The sequence below is a fragment of the Ruegeria sp. BHSA191 genome (genome assembly GCF_059613325.1).
Genome location: NZ_JBXWSH010000002.1, coordinates 315967 through 331909, shown reverse-complemented (window position 1 = coordinate 331909; position 15943 = coordinate 315967). Strand labels below are relative to the sequence as shown.

General features: G+C 62.7%; 16 protein-coding genes. 6 read left to right on the top strand and 10 right to left on the bottom strand.

Annotation, left to right across the window (positions count from 1 at the left end; translation table 11 throughout):
* Positions 1-17: 17 nt before the first annotated feature.
* On the bottom strand, positions 18-305 hold the full coding sequence (locus AC2FNS_RS03550) for an I78 family peptidase inhibitor (protein WP_170360393.1): 288 nt from the start codon (positions 303-305) through the stop codon (positions 18-20).
* A 130-nt stretch (positions 306-435) separates the two neighbouring features.
* Here AC2FNS_RS03550 and AC2FNS_RS03545 point away from each other — a divergent pair, with 130 nt between their 5' ends.
* Positions 436-1548, top strand: coding sequence for an S-(hydroxymethyl)glutathione dehydrogenase/class III alcohol dehydrogenase (locus AC2FNS_RS03545; protein ID WP_496797539.1), 1113 nt, complete (start codon positions 436-438; stop codon positions 1546-1548).
* Between the two features lie 89 nt (positions 1549-1637).
* Positions 1638-2354 (top strand): NYN domain-containing protein, encoded by a 717-nt coding sequence (locus AC2FNS_RS03540; RefSeq protein ID WP_496689477.1) that lies wholly within the window; start codon positions 1638-1640, stop codon positions 2352-2354.
* A gap of 26 nt (positions 2355-2380) precedes the next feature.
* On the opposite strand, the gene AC2FNS_RS03535 is transcribed toward AC2FNS_RS03540, so the two are convergent.
* The 6 genes from AC2FNS_RS03535 to AC2FNS_RS03510 all read right to left on the bottom strand — a co-directional run bounded on the left by AC2FNS_RS03535 (position 2381) and on the right by AC2FNS_RS03510 (position 9444).
* The gene (locus AC2FNS_RS03535) at positions 2381-3319 is read right to left on the bottom strand and encodes a DMT family transporter (RefSeq protein ID WP_496680082.1); all 939 of its coding nucleotides are present in this window, start codon (positions 3317-3319) and stop codon (positions 2381-2383) included.
* Positions 3320-3434: 115 nt separating this feature from the next.
* Positions 3435-3848, bottom strand: a complete 414-nt coding sequence (locus AC2FNS_RS03530) for a group III truncated hemoglobin (RefSeq protein ID WP_496712387.1) — start codon at positions 3846-3848, stop codon at positions 3435-3437.
* A gap of 16 nt (positions 3849-3864) precedes the next feature.
* Positions 3865-6819, bottom strand: coding sequence for an error-prone DNA polymerase (locus AC2FNS_RS03525; RefSeq protein ID WP_496712388.1), 2955 nt, complete (start codon positions 6817-6819; stop codon positions 3865-3867).
* Positions 6820-7102: 283 nt separating this feature from the next.
* Positions 7103-7561: a hypothetical protein gene (locus tag AC2FNS_RS03520; RefSeq protein ID WP_496712389.1), complete on the bottom strand. Its 459-nt coding sequence runs from the start codon at positions 7559-7561 to the stop codon at positions 7103-7105.
* A gap of 19 nt (positions 7562-7580) precedes the next feature.
* Complete coding sequence (locus AC2FNS_RS03515) at positions 7581-8147, bottom strand: hypothetical protein (RefSeq protein WP_496680074.1); 567 nt, start codon at positions 8145-8147, stop codon at positions 7581-7583.
* A 304-nt stretch (positions 8148-8451) separates the two neighbouring features.
* The gene (locus tag AC2FNS_RS03510) at positions 8452-9444 is read right to left on the bottom strand and encodes an ABC transporter ATP-binding protein (protein ID WP_496712390.1); all 993 of its coding nucleotides are present in this window, start codon (positions 9442-9444) and stop codon (positions 8452-8454) included.
* Between the two features lie 89 nt (positions 9445-9533).
* On the opposite strand from AC2FNS_RS03510, the gene AC2FNS_RS03505 reads away from it, so the two are divergent.
* The 3 genes from AC2FNS_RS03505 (at position 9534) to polA (ending at position 13134) form a co-directional block, all read left to right on the top strand.
* On the top strand, positions 9534-9710 hold the full coding sequence (locus tag AC2FNS_RS03505) for a zinc-finger domain-containing protein (RefSeq protein WP_005980050.1): 177 nt from the start codon (positions 9534-9536) through the stop codon (positions 9708-9710).
* Positions 9711-9791: 81 nt separating this feature from the next.
* Positions 9792-10262, top strand: coding sequence for a hypothetical protein (locus AC2FNS_RS03500; RefSeq protein ID WP_496712391.1), 471 nt, complete (start codon positions 9792-9794; stop codon positions 10260-10262).
* Between the two features lie 70 nt (positions 10263-10332).
* On the top strand, positions 10333-13134 hold the full coding sequence (polA, locus tag AC2FNS_RS03495) for a DNA polymerase I (RefSeq protein ID WP_496712392.1): 2802 nt from the start codon (positions 10333-10335) through the stop codon (positions 13132-13134).
* Positions 13135-13183: 49 nt separating this feature from the next.
* Here polA and AC2FNS_RS03490 read toward each other — a convergent pair whose 3' ends face one another.
* Together AC2FNS_RS03490 and AC2FNS_RS03485 are read right to left on the bottom strand one after the other, a co-directional pair.
* Positions 13184-13414: a DUF2798 domain-containing protein gene (locus AC2FNS_RS03490; protein ID WP_490362085.1), complete on the bottom strand. Its 231-nt coding sequence runs from the start codon at positions 13412-13414 to the stop codon at positions 13184-13186.
* 76 nt (positions 13415-13490) lie between these two features.
* Positions 13491-14243 (bottom strand): hydroxypyruvate isomerase family protein, encoded by a 753-nt coding sequence (locus AC2FNS_RS03485; RefSeq protein ID WP_496797626.1) that lies wholly within the window; start codon positions 14241-14243, stop codon positions 13491-13493.
* Between the two features lie 180 nt (positions 14244-14423).
* On the opposite strand from AC2FNS_RS03485, the gene AC2FNS_RS03480 reads away from it, so the two are divergent.
* Entirely contained in the window at positions 14424-15362 is a 939-nt protein-coding gene (locus tag AC2FNS_RS03480) for a DMT family transporter (protein WP_496742497.1), read from the top strand.
* Here AC2FNS_RS03480 and AC2FNS_RS03475 read toward each other — a convergent pair.
* A complete protein-coding gene (locus AC2FNS_RS03475; RefSeq protein WP_496797625.1) occupies positions 15359-15940 on the bottom strand; it encodes a DUF1285 domain-containing protein in 582 nt (193 codons plus the stop codon). The genes AC2FNS_RS03480 and AC2FNS_RS03475 overlap by 4 nt on opposite strands.
* Positions 15941-15943: the final 3 nt, after the last annotated feature.

Sequence of the window (15943 nt, the reverse complement as noted above, 5' to 3'; positions counted from 1 at the left end):
CCGAGTCGAGTCCGCCCTTATCCGCAGGTCAGCCGCTGAATGACCCCGGCTCCGTTAACATAGACGTTCAGCCGATCGATGCGGTAATCCTGCGTGGCGATGTCATCAGGGCCCAGAACGCGGCTCCGTTCCGGCAGGCTGGCCTGAATGGTCGAGACCGGTTGCCCCACGGACTGGGCAAAGGGTTCGCCCTTGCAGAAGGCCAGATCCACCGGGGCGGCATCCAGCTCGGCAGAGCCCGGTTCGGGCAGGTCGGTTTCGGCGCAGGCGGCCAGGACGATCAGGATCGGGATGAACCGGTACATTGGCGCTCCTCTTTTCGGCAATGTCGTTTCTGAAATATCAAAAGCTTACAGAGACTGCCATGAAAGCGCAGTTGAAAACACCCTGTATTTGACGCAGGGTCGGGTCAAACAAGACAGGGAGACAAGCAACATGCGAACCCGTGCCGCCGTCGCCGTTCAGGCGGGCAAGCCCTTGGAAGTGATGGACGTGAACCTCGAAGGCCCCAAGGTGGGCGAGGTTCTGGTCGAGATCAAGGCCACCGGCATCTGCCATACCGACGAATTCACCCTGTCGGGCGCCGACCCCGAAGGCCTGTTTCCGGCCATTCTGGGTCACGAGGGCGCGGGCGTGGTGGTCGAGGTCGGCCCGGGCGTGACCAGCCTGAAGCCGGGCGATCACGTGATCCCGCTCTACACTCCCGAATGTCGCGAGTGCGAATACTGCCTGCATCCCAAGACCAACCTGTGCCAGGCGATCCGCGAGACGCAGGGCAAGGGCCTGATGCCCGACGGCACCTCGCGGTTCTCGACGCTGGATGGCGATCCGATCCTGCACTACATGGGCTGCTCGACTTTCTCGAACCATACGGTTCTGCCCGAGATCGCGCTGGCCAAGGTGCGCGAGGACGCGCCGTTCGACAAGATCTGCTATATCGGCTGTGGCGTGACCACCGGCATCGGCGCGGTGATCAACACCGCCAAGGTGGAAATCGGCAGCCGCGCCATCGTGTTCGGTCTGGGTGGCATCGGCTTGAACGTGATCCAGGGGCTGCGTCTGGCCGGGGCCGACCAGATCGTCGGCGTCGACCTGAACCCCGCCAAGCGCGAGATGGCCGAGAAATTCGGCATGACCGATTTCGTCAACCCCGCCGAGGTCGAGGGCGATCTGGTGCCCTATCTGGTGAACCTGACCAAGGGCGGCGCGGATTACACCTTTGATGCCACCGGCAACGTGCAGGTGATGCGCGCGGCGCTGGAATCGGCGCACAAGGGCTGGGGCGAATCCATCATCATCGGCGTGGCGCCTGCGGGGGCCGAGATCTCGACCCGTCCGTTCCAGCTGGTCACCGGCCGGTCGTGGCGCGGCACCGCTTTTGGTGGTGCGCGTGGCCGAACGGACGTGCCCAAGATCGTTGACTGGTACATGGAAGGGAAAATCGAGATCGACCCGATGATCACCCACACCATGGGTCTGGACGACATCAACACCGGCTTCGACCTGATGCACAAAGGCGAAAGCATCCGGTCTGTGGTGATCTACTGACAATCGGAAATTGCAAGGGCGGGGTTTAAACCGCCCTTTTTGCCTCTTATCTTCAGAGCATTGATAAATACCTGAATAGAGAGATTAAATTGACTACTGAAGCAACGGAACGCCTGGCCGTTCTGATCGACGCCGAAAACGTCCCGGCAAAACACGTCGCCGAAATTTTCGAAGAAGTCGCCACATTGGGAGAGGCGAGCCTGCGCCGGATCTACGGCGATTTTTCCGGCGGTATCCCGCAGGGTTGGAGCGCCGAGAAACTGGCGGAATACGCCATCGTACCGCACCAGCAATTCGCCAACACAACCGGCAAGAACGCCGGAGACATCGCCTTGGTGATAGACGCGATGGACATTCTGCATTCGGGCCGTTTCGACGGGTTCGTGCTGGTGTCCTCGGACAGTGATTTCACCCGGCTTGCCAGCCGCATCCGCGAGCAGGGTTTGAGGGTCTACGGCATTGGTGAGCGCAAGACCCCGAAGGCTTTCGTGGCGGCCTGCAACCGGTTCATTCTGATCGAAAACATCAAGAAAGAAAGCGCCGGCGGTGAAAAGACCAAGAAGGCTCCGTCGAAAAAAGACCTGAACCATGCCTACCAGCTGATCCGCAATGTCGTGCTCAAATCCGACGAGCCGGATGGCTGGGTCACCCTGGGCTGGGTCGGCCGCCAGCTGAGCATGAATTACCCGGATTTCGACACGCGGACCTACGGATTCAACCGACTGAGCGATCTGGTCCGTGGAATCGGAAAATTCGAAGAATCTGGCGAGAACGGAAATATCAAGATCCGCTGCAAAGAGAGGTAACGCGACCGCCCAGCCGCGTGGCGGCTCTAGGACCCTGGCCGCGCCGAGGCGCCGGTGTCGGAACGCGGCGAACGCACGCGCAGAACCGGTTTGTTCGGCGATACATTGGCCCGGCTCTCACGCCAGACAACGAATACACCGGACGCGATGATGATACTGGCCCCGACTGCGACCCAGACATCTGGGCGTTCGCCAAAGAAAACCATACCAAAGATCGTGGCCCAGATGATCTGGCTGTACTGGCTGGGGGCGACCACGCCAGCGGGCGCCGCGCGATAGGCCAGGATGATCAGGTGCTGGGCGATCACCGAAAACACGCCGACCAGCGCCATCATGGCCAGATGAAGCAGGGACGGCGGCTGATAGACGGCTGGTTGGGCCAGGCTCATGACCACGATCGCCAGCAGCATCGGATACAGGATCAGCACCGCCGAGCGTTCCTCGTTTCCGATCTTACGCACCAGCACGGATGCGAACGCGCTGCAGAACGCAGCCGTCAGGGCGGCAATGTGGCCCAGGGTGATTTCGGTCGCGCCGGGGCGCAGGACGATCAGCACCCCGATCAGGCCCACGCCCACCGCGGCCCAGCGTTGGGCGCGCACGACCTCGCCCAGTATCGGGATCGACAGGACGGTGACGATCAGCGGAAAGGAAAACAGCAGCGAGTAGACTTCGGCCAGTGGCAGGACTGAGAAGGCGTAGAAGGCACAGGACATACCCGTGACCATCAGCCCCGAGCGCAGCATGACCAACCATGGATGGCGAGGCAGGAAGTTTCCAGTGGCCTTGTCCGCCAGAATCGTGACCGCCATCGGCACAAAGGAAAACAGCGTGGCGAAAAAGATGATCTGCAGCACCGAATAAGTGCCGCCCAGCGTCTTGATCAGTGCGTCATGGGTGGCAAAGACGGCAAAACCGAGAAAGGCAAAGCCAAGTCCCTGAACGGTGGAGTTCTGTTTGCTCATATGGCTGGCCCCGGGCGGTTGGATGCAGTGGTAGGTGTCTGAGGCCTGATTAAACCCAATCGGCAGAGTCGGATAGCCCAAACTTTACCGCTAACATTCCTGCGGGACCGGCCTTTCAGCGCAAGATCGGCGGTGCCCCGGCCGGTTGGCGGGCGGCCGCGACACCGGCCTGCATTCCCGCCCCGATACGGCGGGCCAGCGCCACCCAAGGAGTGGCCGTTTCCGGGGGCAGGGTGCCGTGGGCGACCTTTTCGAACAGGTCCAGCCAATGGGCGAACATCTCGGATTTCACGTCCGGACGCTCGATATGCACGCGCTGCGGATTGCCGCTGTAGACGCGCTCGTACAGGATGGCGTTGCGCCAGAAAGCGGCGATCCGGTCCTCATGTGCGGGCCAGTCGGTGACGTAACGGTTGAAGATTGGGCCTAGCAGGGCGTCCTGCCGGACGCGGGCGTAGAATGCGGTGACCTGCGCCCGGATCTGGTCGGGCGTGGCGGGAAAACGTGGGGGTAGCACGGGCCGGGACATGGTCGGGGCTTTCAATTCAGGCTCTGTTCCGAGCCGATACCGCGTTTTCCGGCCCGGATGCAGGGGCGGAATTGTCGCGCTGCCCCGGCGTCAGCAGGTGCCGCAGCAGGGCCACCGGGTGTGCCCGCAGGCTCAGGCGGGTGGCGACGTAATCCTCGACCACCTGTTCGCCCAGCGACATCTGCGGCAGATGGGCGGCGGGCTCGTCCAGCGCCTCACCTTCCAGATCCTGCGCGAACAGGGGCAGAGGCCGGGCGGTGGCGATCGCCTTGGCCTGCCACAGCGCCTCGCGCCGGGTCAGGCCGCAGGCGGCAAAGGCATCGGCCTCGGCCAGACGCTCGATCACCGAGGGGCCAAGGCCCGCGCGGCGCCAGACGTCGTCAACCTGATGGTAGCCGTTGCCGCGCGCGGCAGTCAGCCAGCTGGCGTCCTCCTCGCTCAGGCCCTTGATCTGGCGAAAGCCCAGCCGCAGGGCCAGCCCGCCATGGCCGTCGGGCTCCATCACGTTGTCCCAGAAGCTGGCATTGATGCAGACCGGACGCACCTGCACGCCATGTTCGCGCGCATCGCGCACGATCTGGGCGGGAGCATAGAACCCCATCGGCTGCGAGTTCAGCAGCGCGCAGGCAAAGATGCCCGGGTGGTGGCACTTGATCCAAGCGCTGGCATAGACCAGCAGCGCAAAGCTGGCCGCGTGGCTTTCGGGGAAGCCGTAGGAGCCAAACCCCTCGATCTGCGAGAAGCAGCGTTCGGCAAATTCGGCGTCATAGCCGTTGCGCTGCATCCCGCGCAAGAACAGGGTGCGGAATTCGCTGACATTGCCATGCTTCTTGAAGGTCGCCAGCGACCGCCGCAGCCGGTCGGCCTGTTCGGGGGTGAAGCCCGCGCCGACGATGGCGATCTGCATCGCCTGCTCCTGAAACAGCGGCACGCCCAGCGTCTTACCCAGCACCTCGCCCAGTGCGTCCGAGGGGAAGCTGACCTCCTCCTCGCCATTCCGCCGCCGGATATAGGGATGCACCATGTCGCCCTGGATGGGGCCGGGGCGGATGATGGCGACCTCGATCACCAGGTCATAGAAATTGCGCGGCCGCATCCGGGGCAGGAAGTTCATCTGCGCTCGTGATTCCACCTGGAACACGCCCACCGAATCCGCGCGGCACAGCATGTCATAGACCGCCGGGTCTTCGGGCGGCAGGGTGGCGAGCGTGTAGCTGGTCTGGTGGTGCTGGGCGATCAGGTCGAAGGCCTTGCGGATGCAGGTCAGCATGCCAAGGCTCAGGACATCGACCTTGAGGATGCCCAGGGAATCGATGTCGTCCTTGTCCCAGCAGATGACCGTGCGGTCCTCCATCGTGGCGTTTTCGATGGGCACCAGCTCGTCCAGACGGCCCTCGGTGATGATGAACCCGCCTACATGCTGGGACAGGTGGCGGGGGAAGCCGTTGATCTGATGCACCAGTGTTAGAGTCTGTTTTAGTCGGCGATCCTCTGGGTCGAGGCCGATCTCGCGCATCCGCTCGGCCTCGAGACCCGCGGTCGAGAAGAACCCCCACAGCTGCGACGACAGGGCGGAAATCGTGTCCTCGGTCAGGCCCATGGCGCGGCCCACCTCGCGGATGGCGCGCTTGCCGCGATAGTGGATCACCGTGGCGCACAGCCCCGCGCGGTGGCGGCCATAGCGTTCATAGATGTGCTGGATCACCTCTTCGCGGCGTTCATGTTCGAAATCCACGTCGATGTCGGGCGGCTCGTCCCGCGCCTCGGAGACGAAGCGTTCAAACACCATGGTGCCCATCTCGGGGCTGACCGAGGTGACGCCCAGGCAATAGCAGACCACCGAATTGGCCGCCGACCCGCGCCCCTGGCACAGGATCCCGCGGCCGCGGGCAAAATGCACGATGTCGCGGACGGTCAGGAAGTAGGGCTCGTATTTCAGCTTGCCGATCAGGGTCAGTTCATGCGCCAGCATCGCCTTGACCTTTTCGGGCGCGCCGGCGGGATAGCGCCATTTCAACCCTTCATGCGCCAGCCGATGCAGGCGCTGGGCGGGGGTTTCGGTGCCGCTGACCTCGCTGGGGTATTCATAGCGCAGCTCGTCCAGCGAGAAGGTGAGTTCCTGGCTGAGCGCATACGCGCGGGCCACGGCGCCTTCGTGCCCCTTGAAGATGCGCAGCATCTCGGCCTCGGACCGCAGGCGCTGTTCGCCATTGGCCAGCGCGTGGCGGCCCAGATCGTCCACCTTGCGGCGCAGCCGGATCGCGGTCAGCACATCGGCCAGCCGGCGGCGCGACCCGTGATGCATCATCGGCGCGGCGCTGGCGATGGTGGGCAGGCCCAGATGGCGCGATTCAGTCTCTAATAAATGGAAAAATGCCGTATCCGCCCCGTCATAGCGGGGATGCATCAGCAGATGCATGCGCCCGGCAAAGCGGCGCGTCAGCTGTTGCGCCTGTGTCCGCCATCCGCTCGCGCCGCCGGTCGGACGGCCCGCCTGTGGCCAGAGTAGCAGGTGCAGACCGTCGGAAAACTCCAACAGGTCGGACAGGTGCAGGATGCAGTCGCCCTTGGCCGCGCGCAGCCGTCCGGTGGACAGGAGGCGGCACAGGTTGGCCCAGCCCTGCCGGTTGATGGGCAGGGCGGTGACGGGCGGGGCATCGGTAAAGATCAGCCGCGCCGCCGGGATCAGGCGCGGCACCGCATGCACCGGGAACGAAGGCGGTTTCGGGATGTGATCGGGGCAGGGCGGGCCGATGGGCGTGTTCTGCTCCTCCCACGCGCGGCGCTCACGCACCTTGCGGGCGATCTCGCGCGCCTGGGTATGGGCGCGGACGATGCCCGCCACCGAGTTGTCATCGGCGATGGCGATGGCGGGCAGGCCCAGGGTGACGGCGCGCTCCATGTACTCCTCGGGGTGCGAGGCCCCGGTGAGGAAGGTGAAGTTCGACGTGATCGACAGCTCGGCATACATGGCGAGTCGTCATTATATTCTTGTTTTGTTCTTTTTCGAGTCCTTGTCTGCATTGCGCAGGAAACGGGTCGCCAATTCAGGTCCGGTGAAGTTTTGGTTCGAGCCCTGAGCGGACGTGTCGTGCATTCGCAGCAAACATCACCTTGGCTGGCTTCAAAGCTATCTCTGCATTCGTGAACCGATTGGATTGCAGCTTGGGAATCTACCTTCCGATCAGCGCGAAATCTGGGCTCAGCTCGCCACAGAGATATGGCTGTTCTTGCGCCCCGTGGTCGAAATGTAACTATTTGATTTCGAAGCTTTCAGTTGCGTGTAAACTCAGTTTCGCCCGCGCGTAAGCCGGTTTCCAATTCAATGTTGTCATAAAGCAAGGCGCGCAAAGTTTGCATCCGCCACCATTACACGCATTCTTAAAAAAGGAGAGATTTCTTAACAATGTCTGTCGACCGACCTTTATCTCACTCTTGGAGAGCATAAACTTCAGGTCTGTCTGAGGCACGACCCCTTCGTTCACGTATAAGCCACAGACTGCTGCCTTGCCCCCAACATTTATTGATGCATACGCGATTATTGTTTCCCCTTTCTGCTGCGCAAGCCACTTTACGGTCGTTTTTCTGAACTGCTGTTCATTGCCTTTTAGCGCGAGGCATCCTTCCAGAAACTGCCCCTCTGCATGCGTGGCTGAAACGGAACAGGCGAGGAGGGTCAGTACGATTGCGATTTTCGAAAGAGTAAAACTCATGGCCTCGCTCCCGGTCTGACTACGGTTTGTTCGACAGTGAGCATTCGATTGCCCGTTTGAACGCCTTTGAGAGATCATCTCCATCGTTCGGAAAAGTCACAAGCAGTCTGCCGCGGTTATCATGAATAGAAATCGGCTTACCCTGCGAGATGAAGGAGCGGAACGTGGCCATGGAGATCGGGCGGCCAGCAAGAAAGTTGTGGCTCATCCCGGAAATCATCGAGCCTCCATAAAGTGCCTCAGGAATCCGAATTTCCCGCGAACCGGACTTCAACGTTAACTTTTTCCTGCCGAAGGAATAATCCCATCCCTTTTTGGATGCGTAGAACGACCAAGCCTGATCATTCTTCGCCTCGAATTCTAAGGATCCATCTTTGGAAAAGAGCACCGCGCTACAGAGCGTATAGCGCCCTTTCTGTCCAGTTTGGGCTATGACAAATGTCGCAGGCTTCTTCACCACATACCAATACCCAAATCGTTCAACTTTTTCGCTCTTGCGGGTAGCCGGATCGGCCCACGCGACAGTCGAAAAACAAATGAGCGAAAGCAGGAAAAATGCAGGTCGAGATACTCTTGCTAGGGTCATCAATGGGCAAACTCCTACCTTTCAGAAAATTCAATTCGAGTAGCTTTCTCAGGATAGGGTTCCTCCGGCTTCCGTCATTGAGGTATGTCAAACTCTCGCTGGCTGGCAAAATGACCTGCCCCTGGTTTGCGTTACCTGGCCAACACCGTGCTTCGCCCATGTTTCCGCAAAACAGTTTCGCCTGGTGAACGAAGCGAAAGACAACTTCGTCCACAATGCGCTTATGCAAGGGCGGCGTGGCGAGTGGTCTTGGTTGTTCTGCAAAAAACCTCATCTGCCCAGACCGAAGTGGCACGGTGCCTAGTCACAGCTTGACCCGGTGCAGGCCTCGGCGCGGCTGGTCCTGATCATCGGCCGGGGCATCGTCGGCGCGCGCGGAGGTCAGGGCCAGGAACACGTCCTCGAGATCGGCCTCTTCGGTGCGCACGTCGCGGATGCGGATGCCGGCCTGACGGACCGCTTCGAGCACCTGCTCGGCGCTGGTTTCCGGGCTGCGGTAGTGCAGCGCCAGGCTGCCGCCGTCGCGCAGGCTGGCCTGAACGCCGGGGGCGGCGGGCAGGGCGGTTACCGGGGCCTCGGGGGTGATGACCATGGTGCGGCCGTCCATGCGGCCCAGCAGGTTGGCGGTGCTGTCCTGCGCCACCTTTTCCCCGTGGTTGATGATGGCGATCTCGTCGCACATCTCCTGCGCTTCTTCCAGATAGTGGGTCGTCAGGATGATGGTCATGCCCTGCTGGTTCAGCTTGCGCACATTGGCCCACAGCATCTGGCGCAGTTCGATGTCCACGCCGGCGGTGGGTTCGTCCAGCACCAGGATTTTCGGGTGGTGCACCAGCGCCTTGGCCAGCAGCAGCCGCCGCCGCATCCCGCCCGACAGCGTGCGGGCATAGGCCTCGGCCTTGTCGCTGAGGCCGACCAGTTCGAGGATCTCGTCGCTGCGCCGCTGCGATTTGGGAACGCCGTAAAGTCCCGCCTGCACCTCGAGCGCGCCGCGGGGGGTAAAGAACGGGTCGAGGTTCAGCTCCTGCGGCATCACCCCGATGGCCGCGCGGGCCTGGCGCGGGTTGCGGTCCTGGTCATAGCCCCAGATCGTCACTTGGCCCGCGGTCTTGATCACCAGCCCCGCCAGGATGTTGATCAGGGTCGATTTGCCGGCCCCGTTCGGCCCCAGCAGGCCAAAGACCGATCCGCGCGGGATCTCCAGATCGATGCCCTTCAGCGCGTGTTTCTCGGGCTGGCCTTTGCCGCCGCGATAGGTTTTGCGCAGGCCGCGAAGGCTGATCGCTGCATCGGTCATTGCTGGCTCTTGCCCCCGGTTTCTTGATCGCTCATAAACGCACCTAATGCATGCCCGCGAGGCCGACAACCAGTGAAGGATCGCACGCCGTGACAATCGAAGCTCCGGAAACCAAGATCGTCGAGACAAGCCGCGTCGCCTGTGATGGCGGCGAGGGCGCGCTGGGCCATCCGCGCGTTTGGTTGCAGATCCCCGAAGATCAGGGCTGGGTCGAGTGCCCCTATTGCGACTGCAAGTATGTTCTGAAGGACGCACAGCAACACTGATTGCCCGCCCAACCGCAGTCCGCCCAAATCTCGCCGCGATTTTCATCCAGTGCGTTGGTGTGACAAACGTGGGTGTGAATGATGACCGATATGACTGCTGCTGATTCCGGGAGTCCGGTTTTTGGATGGGTTGGCTTTTGCCTTGCGGCACTGGCCCTGTTCGCAGCCCTGTTCGTGTTCTGGGCAGGGCCATTCGCGCCGCAGCAATCCACCGGCGTGACGCTGGGCGAACTGGCCGCCGAGTTGGGAAAATCGACCTTGCGGGCCGCTGCGGGGATGGAGCAGCCCGCGCCGGTCGCGCCCACCCGCGATCTGGATGATTTTCTGCAGATCGGCGTCGCCATGCTGGGCGGGTTGGCGATCGTCGTCTCGGTCATCGGCATCCTGCGCCACGAAAAACGCCGCCCGGCCATTGCCGGTGTGGTCATCGGAACGGGCGCGATCCTGTTCCAGTTCTTCGCAGTGGCGTTTTTCGCGTTCCTTGGCGCGCTGGTCATCATGGCGCTGCTGAACAGTTTCTCGGATGTTTTCAGCGGTCTGTTTGGCGGCTAGGGCGCGTTCCTGACTGGTCACCCGGCTGCCCCTGTGGCAGAACCGTTCCTGACTGACGGGGAGAGCGCGCATGAGCAAATTCGGAAAAGGCTGCCATCTGCATCTGATCGACGGATCGGCCTTCATCTTTCGCGCCTATCACGCCCTTCCGCCGCTGACGCGGAAATCGGACGGGCTGCCGATTGGCGCCGTTTCGGGCTTTTGCAACATGTTGCAGCGTTACGTGGATGGCGACCACGGCCCGGACGCGCCGACTCATCTGGCGGTGATCTTCGACAAGGGCTCGCACACCTTCCGCAATGACATGTACGACCTCTACAAGGCCAACCGCGAGGCGATGCCCGAGGATCTGCGCCCGCAGATCCCCCTGACCCGGCAGGCGACCGAGGCCTTCAACATCCCCTGCAAAGAACTGGAGGGGTACGAGGCCGACGACATCATCGCCACGCTGGCCTGTCAGGCGCGCCAGGCCGGGGGGCGGGTGACCATCGTCAGTTCCGACAAGGACCTGATGCAGCTGGTGGGCGACGGTGTCGAAATGCTGGACGCCATGAAGAACAAGCGCATCGACCGCGAGGGGGTGTTCGAGAAATTCGGCGTCTATCCCGAGCGCGTCGTGGATGTGCAGGCGCTGGCCGGTGACAGCGTCGACAACGTGCCGGGCGCGCCGGGGATCGGGATCAAGACGGCGGCACTGCTGATCAACGAGTTCGGTGACCTGGAGACGCTGCTCGACCGGGCCGAGGAGATCAAGCAGCCCAAGCGCCGCCAGACCCTGATCGAGAAGCGCGACCAGATCGAGCTGTCGAAGAAGCTGGTGCAGCTGGATTGCGATATGCCGCTGGATTTCACGCTGGACGATCTGGAGCTTCGCGACCCCGACCCGGACAAGCTGTTGTCGTTCCTGGCCGAGATGGAGTTCCGCACGCTTTCCAAGCGGATCGCCGAGAAGCTGGGGGTCGAGCCGCCGGTGATCGCGGATGCGCCCGCGCCGGTCGCGTCGGATGATCCGCCGGCTGACGAACTGCCGTTCGATGCCAGCAAATACGAATGTGTGCGTGATGCCGCGGCCTTGCAGAAATGGATCGATCAGGCGCATGAACGCGGCTGGGTGGCGGTGGACACCGAGACAACCGGCCTGAACGAGATGGTGGCCGATCTGGTCGGCATTTCGCTGTGCATCGAGCCGGGCGAGGCCTGCTATATCCCGCTGACCCACCGCGACGGTACCAGTGACGACCTGTTCGGCTCGGACGCGCTGGCCGAAGGGCAGATGCCGCTGGATGAGGCGCTGGAGATGCTCAAGCCGGTGCTGGAGGATCCGTCGATCCTGAAGATCGGGCAGAACATGAAATATGACGCCAAGATCTTTGCACGCTACGGCGTGGATGTCGCCCCGATCGACGACACGATGCTGATGTCCTATGTCATGCATGCGGGTGAGCATGGACACGGCATGGACACGCTGTCCGAACGCTATCTGGGCCACACGCCGATCCCGATCAAGCCGTTGCTGGGTTCGGGCAAGTCGGCGATCACCTTCGACAAGGTGCCAATCGACGAGGCCACCGCCTATGCCGCCGAGGACGCCGACATCACCCTGCGCCTGTGGAAGCTGTTCAAGCCGCAGCTGCACCGGGTTCAGGTGACCACCGTCTATGAAACGCTCGAGCGCCCCCTGGTGCCGGTTCTGGCCGAGATGGAGATGCATGGCATCAAGGTCGACCGTGACGTGCTGAGCCGCATGTCGAACGCGTTTGCCCAGAAAATGGCTGCGTTAGAGGCTGAAATCCACGAGTTGGCGGGCGAGAATTTCAATGTCGGCTCGCCTGCGCAGCTGGGCGAGATCCTGTTCGACAAGATGGGCCTAGAGGGCGGCAAGAAGGGCAAGACCGGTAAGTATTCGACCGGCGCCGAAGTGCTGGAAGATCTGGCGACCGAGCATGAGCTGCCGCGCCGGGTGCTGGACTGGCGGCAACTCAGCAAGCTGAAATCGACTTATACCGACGCGCTGCAGACCCATATCAACCCCGACACGGGGCGGGTGCACACGTCTTATGCCATCACCGGGGCGAACACGGGGCGTCTGGCCTCGACCGATCCGAACCTGCAGAACATCCCGGTGCGCACCGAAGAAGGCCGCCGCATCCGCGAGGCTTTCATCGCCGAGCCGGGCAATGCTCTGGTGTCGCTCGACTATTCACAGATCGAGCTGCGCATCCTCGCGCATATCGCCGATATTCCGGCCTTGAAACAGGCCTTTGCCGATGGGCTGGACATTCACGCCATGACCGCGTCGGAAATGTTCGACGTGCCGCTGGACGAGATGACGCCCGAAATCCGCCGCAAGGCCAAGGCGATCAATTTCGGCGTGATCTACGGCATTTCGGGCTTTGGCCTGGCGCGCAACCTGCGCATTCCGCGGGCCGAGGCGCAGGGCTTCATCGACCGCTATTTCGAACGCTTCCCGGGCATCCGGCGCTACATGGATGACACCATCGCCTTCGCCAAAGAGCATGGCTATGTGCAGACCCTGTTCGGGCGCAAGATCCACACGCCCGAGATCAACGCCAAGGGGCCGCATGCGGGGTTCGCGCGCCGCGCGGCCATCAACGCGCCGATCCAGGGCACGGCGGCCGACGTGATCCGGCGGGCGATGGTGCGGATGCCTCAGGCGATCGACGGGCTGCCGGCCAAGATGCTGCTGCAGGTGCATGACGAACTGCTGTTCGAGGTGGCCGAGGACGCGGTGGACAAGACCATCGAGATTGCGCGCGACGTGATGGAGAACGCGCCCGATCCGGCGGTGAAGCTGGATGTGAAACTGACGGTGGATGCGGGCAAGGGCGCCAACTGGGCCGAGGCGCATTAGGCAAGCGCCGTGCCGCTCATCAGGCCCGGCGGACCATCTTCGCGGCAGGTCAGGCCTCGGGCCTGACCAACAGCGCGACTAGCCGACGGGTCAGCGGGGCTACGAACAGCACCACCGCGAAGGCCACCGGCCAGCTGACGCTCCACGCGCCCATCCAGCTGCCAAGGGTCTCGGGACCCAGCCCGATCTCTTTGACCGTTGCGATGCAGGTCACGATGCAGGACATCAGCCCCGACAGGATCAATCCGAACAGGACGGGGGCAAAACGGGCTGGGATCATGCGGCTGTTCCTCTGCTGATTTGCCTTTTCATATGCAGCATTCGAAATGTGATTTCCAGTGCGCAGGCGCACAGGCCTATCGCATCCAATGCAGAGAGGCGTCGGTGCGCCGCGTCGAGGGCGTGTATTCGGCGCTGACCCAGCCGTCATAACCGCTGTCGTCGATTGCTGCGAACAGGGCGGTGAAATCGGTCTCGTCCCGGCCGGGTTCCGACCTGTCGGGGGCCGATCCGATCTGAATATGCACGATCCTGTCGCGGAATCTGTCCCAGACGGCCTGCGCATCGCCATGGATCATCCGGGCATGAAAGCTGTCGAATTGCAGGCCCACATTCTGGCGGTCAATCCGGTCCAGGCACGCGGCGGCCAGATCATAGTCGTTCAGAAAATACTCGGGCTGTGAGACCGGGTTCAGCGGTTCGATCGTGAACTGCTGATGCGGCGCAAAATCCGCGGCCCATTGCAGGTTGCGCACGAAACAGTCCTGCGCGTCCGCCCCCGAGGCATAGCCCGCCATCACATGGATCAGGCCGGGCCTCAACGCCTCGGCATAGCGCAGGACGCGGCGGATGTCGGACTGGAACCGCGCCTCGCCCCCCGGAACGGCCGCATAGCCGGGCTGGCCGCCGGTATAGTTGGGCGGCGGCGCGTTGATCAGTACCAGGTCCAGCCCGTTTGCCAGCAACGCGCGGCGGGTTTCCTTGGCCGCCAAGTCGTAGGGAAACAGGATCTCGACCGCTTTGAACCCTGCATCCGCCGTCGCCTTGAACCGGTCGAGATAGGGCAGCTCGGCAAAGAGCAGCGAGATATTGGCGGCAAATCTGGGCATTGTCCTCTCGGTTTGATGGCGCGCCGACCTTAGTGGCGGGTGGCGTGCAGAGGAAGGGTTTGAAAACGACAATATGTCGAAAATCGGCCAGACCGGCGCGGGCCGATTGTGAAGGGTCGGGGTGTCGCAGCGAATCATTTTCGTGGCGCTGCACCAACAAAAGGGTTGAAACCGATGGCGATGAGTCCGGACCCCGTTCGCGGGCCCAGTTTCACTGCGACCGGTGCGCGGCAATCCGCCCTGTCCGGAAACGGGCTGGCGGTGGCGTCGATGCTGACCTGGGCGGCCGGTTTCCCGGCGGCTGAGATCCTGTTGCAGTCCTGGCCGCCCGTCGCCCTATGGGCAGCGCGGCTGATGCTGGCGGTGGCAGTGATGGTGCCGATCTGGATCTGGATCGACGGACCCGGCGCCGTGCTGCGCGCCCGATGGAGACATGCGGTGCGGGTCGGCGGTTTTGGCCTGGGGCTGGGCATGTTCCTGATCATCCTGGCGCAGAAGCTGACCGACCCGGTGACGGTCGCCATCATCGCCTCGTGCGCGCCGCTGGTGGCCACCCTGCTGGAACTGGCCGCGGGAACCCGTCGCCTGCGCGCGAATTTCGCGCTGGGCGTGGTCGTTTCGATCATCGGCGGGCTGATCGCCACCAGCGCCATCGCGCCCGCGCAGCTTGGGCTGGGTGCGCTCTGCGCGGTCGGGTCCACGACATTGTTCTGCTGGGGCAGCATGGCCACGGCACGCGATTTCCCGGACCTCAGCCAGACCGGCCGCACCACGATCACGCTGGCCGGTGGCGCGATCGTGGCCTCGGTGCTGATCGGACTGGCCAGCCTGGCCGGGTTCGACCTCCGGCCCCAGGGTGCCATCGACACGCAGCAGGCCGGGATGCTGGTCATCTACGCGCTGATATCGCTGGGTCTCAGCCAGGTTCTGTTCATCGCCTCGGTCGGCAAGCTGGGCGTGGCGCTTGCCTCGTTCCACATCAACGTGGCCCCGTTCTATGTGATGGTCATCATGCTGGTGTTGGGCGAAGAGTGGAACTGGACCCGTGCGCTGGGCGCGGCGGTGGTGGCGTTGGCCGTGGTGCTGGCGCAGGACCGGCCCGGACGGCAGACGGCCTAGCTATCATCCACCATGTCCGATGGCGCGATGGCAAAGAACTGCCCGCCCGACCAGACGCCGAACTGCCCGTTGTGATGGGTGGCGATGTCCACTAGCCGATAGAAGCTTTTGCGGTCGATCCGCGCCTCAAGGTTCGATCGCACCAGAATGTAGGGGCTCGGCTCACTCGTTTCGGGGTCGATGACCACCCGGATCGGATGATCCGGCCCGGCCGTCACCGTATCGCCGACATGGGTGGTAAACGTCAGAACCTGATTCTCGCCCGCGCCGGTCCGGTCGAAATCGACCGCCACAAACGGCGCGTCTTCGACAGCTATGCCGACCTTCTCGACCGGGGTGACCAGGAAATAGGCGTCCCCTTCTTTCTTAAGAATCGAGGAAAAGAGCCTCACAAGCTCGAACCGGGTGATGGGCGACCCTAGATAATACCAAGTGCCATCGCGCGCGATGCGCATGTCCAGATCGCCGCAGAACGGAGGATTCCAGCTGTCGACAGGGGGCAGACCCCGCGGTTTGGCCGCCTTGACCGAGGCCGCCAGACCCTCAGGGGACGGTTTCACAGGATTTTGTCCGCTCATTGT

Bases quoted from the DNA above. Each gene is read 5' to 3' on its own strand.
- AC2FNS_RS03490 (WP_490362085.1), bottom strand. From the start codon at position 13,414: ATGATCCCAGCCCGTTTTGCCCCCGTCCTGTTCGGATTGATCCTGTCG.
- AC2FNS_RS03480 (WP_496742497.1), top strand. From the start codon at position 14,424: ATGAGTCCGGACCCCGTTCGCGGGCCCAGTTTCACTGCGACCGGTGCG.
- AC2FNS_RS03520 (WP_496712389.1), bottom strand. From the start codon at position 7,561: ATGAGTTTTACTCTTTCGAAAATCGCAATCGTACTGACCCTCCTCGCC.
- AC2FNS_RS03510 (WP_496712390.1), bottom strand. From the start codon at position 9,444: ATGACCGATGCAGCGATCAGCCTTCGCGGCCTGCGCAAAACCTATCGC.
- AC2FNS_RS03515 (WP_496680074.1), bottom strand. From the start codon at position 8,147: ATGACCCTAGCAAGAGTATCTCGACCTGCATTTTTCCTGCTTTCGCTC.
- AC2FNS_RS03475 (WP_496797625.1), bottom strand. From the start codon at position 15,940: ATGAGCGGACAAAATCCTGTGAAACCGTCCCCTGAGGGTCTGGCGGCC.
- AC2FNS_RS03550 (WP_170360393.1), bottom strand. From the start codon at position 305: ATGTACCGGTTCATCCCGATCCTGATCGTCCTGGCCGCCTGCGCCGAA.
- AC2FNS_RS03530 (WP_496712387.1), bottom strand. From the start codon at position 3,848: ATGTCCCGGCCCGTGCTACCCCCACGTTTTCCCGCCACGCCCGACCAG.
- AC2FNS_RS03500 (WP_496712391.1), top strand. From the start codon at position 9,792: ATGACCGATATGACTGCTGCTGATTCCGGGAGTCCGGTTTTTGGATGG.
- AC2FNS_RS03545 (WP_496797539.1), top strand. From the start codon at position 436: ATGCGAACCCGTGCCGCCGTCGCCGTTCAGGCGGGCAAGCCCTTGGAA.
- AC2FNS_RS03485 (WP_496797626.1), bottom strand. From the start codon at position 14,243: ATGCCCAGATTTGCCGCCAATATCTCGCTGCTCTTTGCCGAGCTGCCC.
- AC2FNS_RS03535 (WP_496680082.1), bottom strand. From the start codon at position 3,319: ATGAGCAAACAGAACTCCACCGTTCAGGGACTTGGCTTTGCCTTTCTC.
- AC2FNS_RS03525 (WP_496712388.1), bottom strand. From the start codon at position 6,819: ATGTATGCCGAGCTGTCGATCACGTCGAACTTCACCTTCCTCACCGGG.
- polA (WP_496712392.1), top strand. From the start codon at position 10,333: ATGAGCAAATTCGGAAAAGGCTGCCATCTGCATCTGATCGACGGATCG.